This is a genomic window from uncultured Gemmiger sp. (genome assembly GCA_944388105.1).
GTDB lineage: Bacteria > Bacillota > Clostridia > Oscillospirales > Ruminococcaceae > Gemmiger.
Window position 1 is genome coordinate 1 of the sequence record CALXHN010000106.1, and the last position, 6,813, is coordinate 6,813.

A 6,813-nucleotide genomic window follows, 5' to 3' on the forward strand; every position below is an offset into this window, starting at 1 on the left:
GCACCGGCGTCATCTGCATCTATGTGGCCATCGGCCAGAAGCAGAGCACCGTGGCCCAGCTGGTGAACACCCTGGAGCGGGGCGGCGCCATGGACTACACCATCGTGGTCAGCGCCACCGCCAGCGAGCTGTCCCCCGTACAGTACATCGCACCGTACGCGGGCTGCGCCATGGGCGAATACTTCATGCAGAAGGGCAAGGACGTGCTGGTCATCTACGACGACCTGTCCAAGCACGCCGTGGCTTACCGTGCCCTGAGCCTGCTGATCCGCCGTCCGCCGGGACGTGAAGCCTACCCCGGCGACGTCTTCTACCTGCACAGCCGTCTTTTGGAACGCGCGGCCCGCATGAGCGACGAAAAGGGCGGCGGCAGTCTGACCGCCCTGCCCATCATCGAGACCCAGGCCGGTGACGTTTCGGCGTATATTCCCACCAACGTCATCTCCATCACCGACGGCCAGATCTTCCTGGAAAGCGAACTGTTCCATTCCGGCGTCATGCCCGCGGTCAACCCCGGTATCTCGGTGTCCCGTGTGGGCGGCAACGCCCAGATCAAGGCCATGAAGAAGGTCTCCGGCACCCTGAAGCTGATCTACAGCCAGTACCTGGAACTGCAGAGCTTCGCCCAGTTCGGCAGCGACCTGGACGACGACACCAAGTTCCGTCTGGCCCAGGGCCAGCGCATTGTGGAGATCCTCAAGCAGGACCGCAATGCCCCCGTGCCGGTGGAAAAGCAGGTGTGCATCATCTACGCCGTCACCCACAAGTACCTGCAGGAGATCGAAGTGGAGCAGGTCAAGGAGTACGAGCAGGGGCTGTATGAGTATCTGGATACCAACAACGACGCCCTGCTGCGCTCCATCCGGGAGACCGGCAAGCTGGAATCCGCCGACGAGGAGACCCTGAACAGCGCCCTGAAGGCGTACACCGACCAGTTCGTGCGGTCCCATTGAGTGTAAAGGAGGGACAAACGCATGGCTGGTTCCATGAAAGACATCAAACTGCGCATCAAAAGCGTAGAGAGCACCATGCAGATCACCAAGGCCATGGAGCTGGTGGCTTCCTCCAAGCTGCGGCACGCCAAACTGCGGGTGGAAAAAAGCCGCCCCTGCTTTGAGGTGCTGCACCAGACACTGGCTGACATCGCTGCCAGCAACACGGATTTTTCCTCGGTCTACACGGTGGTCCGGCCGGTGAAACGCACCTGCTATGTGGTCATTGCCGGTGACCGCGGTCTGGCCGGCGGCTACAACGCCAACGTATTCAAGGCGGCCGCCGCCCACATGCAGGGGCGGGACTGCTGCGTGCTGCCGGTGGGCAAAAAGGCCCTGGAACACTACCAGCGCCAGAATGTGGAGATCCTGAGCAAGGAGTTCCACGAGGCGGAGGATGTTTCGGTGGGGCACTGCTTCACCATGGCGCGGATGCTGGCCAAGGGATTTTTGGACGGCGAATACGACGAAGTCTATGTGGTGTACACCAATTTTGTTTCCATGCTGACCCAGACCCCGGCTGTGCTGCGGCTGCTGCCGCTGAACGCCCCCAAGCGCCCCGAACCCGGGCCGCACCAGCTCATCCTGTATGAGCCGGACTGCGAATCGGTATACAATGCCATTGTGCCGGAATATCTGGCAGGGCTGGTGTACGGTGCCTTGTGCGAGAGCGTGGCCAGCGAGATGGGTGCACGGCGTACCGCCATGGACGCCGCCAGCAAGAACGCGGGCGAGATGATCGAGACCCTCAGCCTGCATTACAACCGGGCCCGTCAGGCCGCGATCACGCAGGAGATCACCGAGATCGTGGCGGGCGGCGAAGCGTAACGCTTTGTGCCGGGATACTAAAATGAAGGAGAGACTACCATGTCCAATAAAAATGTGGGAACCGTGGTCCAGGTGATCGGGCCGGTACTGGACATTCGCTTTGCGGACGGGCAGCTGCCCAACCTTCGCAACGCCATTGAGCTGGACAACAACGGCCAGCGTCTGGTGGTGGAGGTGGCACAGCACATTGGCGACAATGTGGCCCGCTGCATTGCCATGAGCAGTACCGACGGCCTGGTGCGCGGCGCCGAAGCCGTGGACACCGGCGGCCCCATCACCGTACCGGTGGGCGATGCCTGCCTGGGCCGTGTGTTCAACCTGCTGGGCGACGCCATCGACAACAAGCCCGCCCCCGAAGGGATGGAGCGCTGGCCCATTCACCGCGACCCGCCCAGCTATGACGAGCAGGAGACCACCACCGAGATCCTGGAAACCGGCATCAAGGTTGTGGACCTGATCTGCCCCTACGCCAAGGGCGGCAAGATCGGCCTGTTCGGCGGCGCCGGCGTGGGCAAGACGGTTCTGATCCAGGAACTGATCAACAACGTGGCCACCCAGCACGGCGGCTACTCGGTCTTTACCGGCGTGGGCGAACGTACCCGTGAGGGCAACGACCTGTACGGCGAAATGAGCGAGAGCGGCGTTATCAACAAGACCGCCCTGGTCTACGGCCAGATGAACGAGCCCCCGGGAGCCCGTATGCGGGTGGCCCTGAGCGGCCTGACCATGGCGGAGTATTTCCGCGATGTGCAGAACCAGGACGTGCTGCTGTTCATCGACAACATCTTCCGCTTTACCCAGGCCGGCAGTGAGGTTTCGGCTCTGCTGGGCCGTATGCCCTCCGCCGTGGGCTACCAGCCCACCCTGGCCACCGAGATGGGCGCCCTGCAGGAGCGCATCACCTCCACCAAGCGGGGCTCCATCACCAGTGTGCAGGCCGTCTACGTGCCCGCCGACGACCTGACCGACCCCGCCCCGGCCACCACCTTCGCCCATCTGGACGCCACCACGGTGTTGAGCCGTGCCATCTCGTCCCAGGGCATCTACCCCGCCGTGGACCCGCTGGAATCTTCCAGCCGCATCCTGTCCCCCGACGTGGTGGGCACCGAGCACTACGAAGTGGCCCGCAGCGTCCAGAAGGTGCTGCAGCGCTACAAGGAACTGCAGGATATCATCGCCATCATGGGTATGGACGAACTGAGCGAGGAGGACAAGCTCACCGTCAACCGCGCCCGCAAGGTCCAGCGCTTCCTGAGCCAGAGCTTCACGGTGGCCGAACAGTTCACCGGTATGCCCGGCCAGTATGTGCCGCTGAAAGAGACCATCCGCGGCTTCAAGGAGATTCTGGAAGGCAAGCACGACGACGTGCCCGAAAGCGCCTTCCTCTTTGCCGGCACCATCGACGATGTGGTGGCCCGCGCCAAGAAGGGTGATGAATGATGACCTTTCCCATTCAGATCGTGACGCCCGACGGCCTGATCTTTGACGGTCAGGCCGAACGGCTGTTCTGCCGCACCATCGCCGGGGACGTGTGCATCCTGGCCCGCCACTGCGATTATATGACCGCACTGGGCATGGGCGAAGCCCGTCTGACCCTGGAGGACGGCACGGTGCGTCGGGCCGCCTGCATCGGCGGTCTGCTGGCCGTGACCAAGGGTGCCGCCCGTCTGGTGGCCACCACCTGGGAGTGGGCTGAGGAGATCGACAAGGCCCGGGCCGAGGCCAGCCGCCAGCGTGCCGAGGAGATCCTGGCCCGCAAGGAGCTGGATGCCCGGGAACTGGAAATGGCCCAGGCCCGCCTGAAACGCGCCCTGGTGCGCACCAGCGTGGCCCGCTGACCGGCAATCCCATAAAACCGAAAACCCGCCCCCGCAAGGCAGCTGCTTTGCGGGGGCGGGTTGTTTTTGTGTTCAGTCCGGATTTTTCAGACGGCGCAGGTCGCCGCTTTCCCGGAAGTCCTCATAATCCAGGGACAGGCAGGGGTTATAGTAGGGGTCGCGGAGGATGTTGTCCCGTCCGTGGACCTCATACAAGCGGGCCTGCTCCTTGGCGAAACGGGCCTTCTTGGCCGGGTCCTCCTCATCGGAGCCCCGGGATTTGCTCTCGTGGTGGTAGAGTTCGGCGTAGGGCGTCCAGACGATGCGCCAGCCGGCATCCCGCACCCGCAGGCAGAAGTCCACGTCGTTGAAAGCCACGGTGAAGGCCTCATCCATGCCGCCCACCGCATCAAACACCGCGGTGCGCACCAGCAGGCAGGCCGCCGTGACGGCGGAAAAGTCCTGCACGGTGGCCAGACGGAACATATAGCCGCTGCCGCCCCGCTTGTGGTATTTGTGGCTGTGTCCGGCGTAGCCGCCCAGGCCGGTGATGATGCCGGCGTGCTGGATGGTATCGTCGGGATAATAGAGCATGGCACCACAGGCACCCACCCCGGGCTGGGAGGCTTCGGCCACCATCTGGGTGAGCCAGTCCCCCCGGATGACCTCAATGTCATTGTTGAGCAGGAGCAGGAACTTGCCCTGGGCGAACTTGCGGCCGAAATTGTTGATGCGGCTGAAGTTGAAGCTGCCGTTGAAGCCCACCACCCGGCAGCGGTCGTACCGCTGGGGCAGGGTCTTGTAATAGGCGGTGGTGGCGGGGTCGGTGGAGTTGTTCTCGATGATGATGACCTCGAAATTCTCGTAGAAGGTCTTGGCATACAGGCTGTGCAGGCACTTTTCCAGGTCGTCGGTGTGGTCCTTGTTGGGGATAAGGATGGACACCAGAGGCGCCGGGTCGGGCAGGTCCCAGACCACATGGCAGGTACCGGGGAAGAGACCGTCCTCCACCCTGCCCTGCCGTCCGGTGGCGGCCAGATGGTCGGCCACCGCCTTGCGGGCCGCTGCCAGCACATAGGGCTTGGCCCCGGTGCCGCCGCTGGTGGACGCCGCATGCACCCGCCAGTAATAGAGCACCTGGGCCAGATGCAGGGGCTTGGCCTTGGGGTCGGTGCGCTGCATCTCGTCGATGAGGCGCAGGAACAGATCGTGGTCCTGGGCGCCGTCACATTCGGGGCGCTCCCTGCCCACCGCCTCGAACAGGCTGCGGCGGAACACCGCCAGATGGCAGATGTAATTCACCGACATGAGGTATTCGGGAGCGTAATCCGGCTTGAAATGGGCCACATGGGCCCCCGCCGGGGTCTTGCGGAAGAGGGCTTCGTCACTGTATGCAAAGTCCGCCTCGGTATGGGCCAGGGCTTTGCCCATGCAGTAGATGGCATGGGGCGCCAGCATGTCGTCATGGTCAGCCAGGGCCAGATACTCCCCGGTGGCCAGTCTGGCGGCGGCGTTGGTGTTGGCCGCAATGCCCCCGTTCTCGATTTTCTGATACACAATGCGGGGGTCCTTGGCCGCCCGGGCCTGCACCAGCTGGCCTACCTCCGGGTGGGCTTCATCCGAGGCATCCACCAGGCAGAGCTGCCAGCGGGGGCTGGTCTGGTTCTGCACGCTGTCCAGAAACTGTTCCAGAAAAGGTTTGGGGGTGTTGTACAGGGGGGTCAGGATGCTGATGACCGGGAAGCCGGAGGTATCCGCCGCCCGCTGGGCGGCCAGGGCCTTGGAGGAAGGCAGATACCGGGCCCGCTTGCCCAGAAACCGCCGCTTGAAAAAGCCCGCGGCCCGACCCGCCATGACGACGGGCCCCTGCTCTTTGGTCAGGGTGGCAGCGTAGCCGAAGAGTTCCTTCATGCGCTTGGCTTGCAGATTCATGGCGGTGCTCCTCACTTCAGGCCGAAGTTTTCAAACAGATTGTTGAAATGCGGATTATAATACGGATCGTAATTATCAATATAGGCCTTGTACTTGGCGTAAAAGGCCGCTTTCTCCCGCTCATACCGGCGGGCGTTCTCCGAAAGGGTATCCAGCCCCCGGCTCTTGCTCTCGTAGTGGTAGGCCTCCGCCCGGGGGGTAAAGACGTTGAGCAGGCCCTGCTGCCACAGTTTCAGGCAGTAGTCCACATCGTTGTAGGCCACGGCGAAGTTTTCTTCGTCCAGACCGCCCGCCGCCCGGTAGAGGCTGGCCTTGGTCATGAGGCAGGCGCCGGTGACGGCCATATAGTCCTGGGTGGTGACCAGACGGTACAGGTCCCCCACCGCCTTGCGGGGGTAGCTCTTGTGGCTGTGCCCCGCCGAGCCGTTGATGCCCATGATGACCCCGGCGTGCTGGATGGTGTCGTCGGGGTAATAGAGCTTGGCGCCCACCGCCCCCACGTCCGCCCGCTGGCTGTAGCTGAGCAGCTCCCGCAGGAAATCGAGAGAGAGAACCTCAATATCGTTGTTGAGCAGCAGCAGGTGTTCGCCCCTGGCCTGTTCCGCGCCGAAGTTGTTGATGGCAGAAAAGTTGAAGGGCCCCTGGTACCGCACCACCCGGCAGTTTTTGTACCGGTCGGGCAGGGTCTTGTAGTATTCCTCGGTGGCGGGATCGGTGGAGTTGTTCTCGATGACCAGCACCTCAAAGTTGTCATACCCGGCGTTCCGGTACAGGCTGGACAGGCAGCGTTCCAGGTCGTCGGTGTGGTCCTTGTTGGGGATGAGCACCGAGACCAGCGGGTGGCCGGTGAGCTCATACCGCACCTGGAAAGCCCCGGGCGCACCGGGCACCAGTTCCGCCTTACCGGGCAGGTTCAGCCGCTGGAGCTGGGCGTCGATGGCCCGCACCCCCGCCTCCAGGGCATAGGGTTTGGCCTCCATGCCCGCAGCAGTGGACCCGGCGTGGCCCCGCCAGATATACAGCACCTTCTTGATATGCTCGATGCGGGCGGCCTTCTCGGTCAGGCGCAGCAACAGATCATGGTCCTGGGCACCGTCGAATTCCTTGTACTCGGCAGCACCGGCCGCGTCCAGCAGCGGGCGGGAAAACACGGCCAGATGAGTGATGAAGTTGCACCCCCGCAGGTAGTCGGGGGCAAAGTCCGGCTTGAAGTGGTAGCCGCCCAGCTGTTTCAGGTCGGCAGA

At 63.3% G+C, this 6,813-nt stretch carries 6 protein-coding genes; 4 read left to right on the plus strand and 2 right to left on the minus strand.

What is annotated here, in order from left to right; translation table 11 throughout:
- From atpA to atpC, 4 genes are all read left to right on the plus strand, one after another.
- On the plus strand, positions 1-953 hold a 953-nt coding region (gene atpA, locus Q0K17_RS09765), incomplete at its 5' end, for a F0F1 ATP synthase subunit alpha (RefSeq protein ID WP_294542645.1).
- A 21-nt stretch (positions 954-974) separates the two neighbouring features.
- The gene (gene atpG, locus Q0K17_RS09770) at positions 975-1,820 is read left to right on the plus strand and encodes an ATP synthase F1 subunit gamma (RefSeq protein WP_294542646.1); all 846 of its coding nucleotides are present in this window, start codon (positions 975-977) and stop codon (positions 1,818-1,820) included.
- A 39-nt stretch (positions 1,821-1,859) separates the two neighbouring features.
- Positions 1,860-3,260, plus strand: coding sequence for a F0F1 ATP synthase subunit beta (atpD, locus tag Q0K17_RS09775; RefSeq protein WP_294542647.1), 1,401 nt, complete (start codon positions 1,860-1,862; stop codon positions 3,258-3,260).
- Positions 3,257-3,658 carry an ATP synthase F1 subunit epsilon gene (atpC, locus tag Q0K17_RS09780; protein ID WP_294542648.1) on the plus strand — a complete coding sequence of 134 codons (402 nt, stop codon included), beginning with the start codon at positions 3,257-3,259 and terminating at the stop codon, positions 3,656-3,658. The genes atpD and atpC overlap by 4 nt, the downstream gene beginning before the upstream one ends.
- Positions 3,659-3,730: 72 nt before the next feature.
- Here the strand turns inward: atpC and Q0K17_RS09785 are convergent, their stop codons facing one another.
- Together Q0K17_RS09785 and Q0K17_RS09790 are read right to left on the minus strand one after the other, a co-directional pair.
- Entirely contained in the window at positions 3,731-5,569 is a 1,839-nt protein-coding gene (locus tag Q0K17_RS09785) for a glycosyltransferase family 2 protein (protein ID WP_294542651.1), read from the minus strand.
- Positions 5,570-5,580: 11 nt separating this feature from the next.
- Positions 5,581-6,813, minus strand: a 1,233-nt coding sequence (locus Q0K17_RS09790) for a glycosyltransferase family 2 protein (RefSeq protein ID WP_294542653.1), incomplete at its 5' end; no start/stop codon positions are given.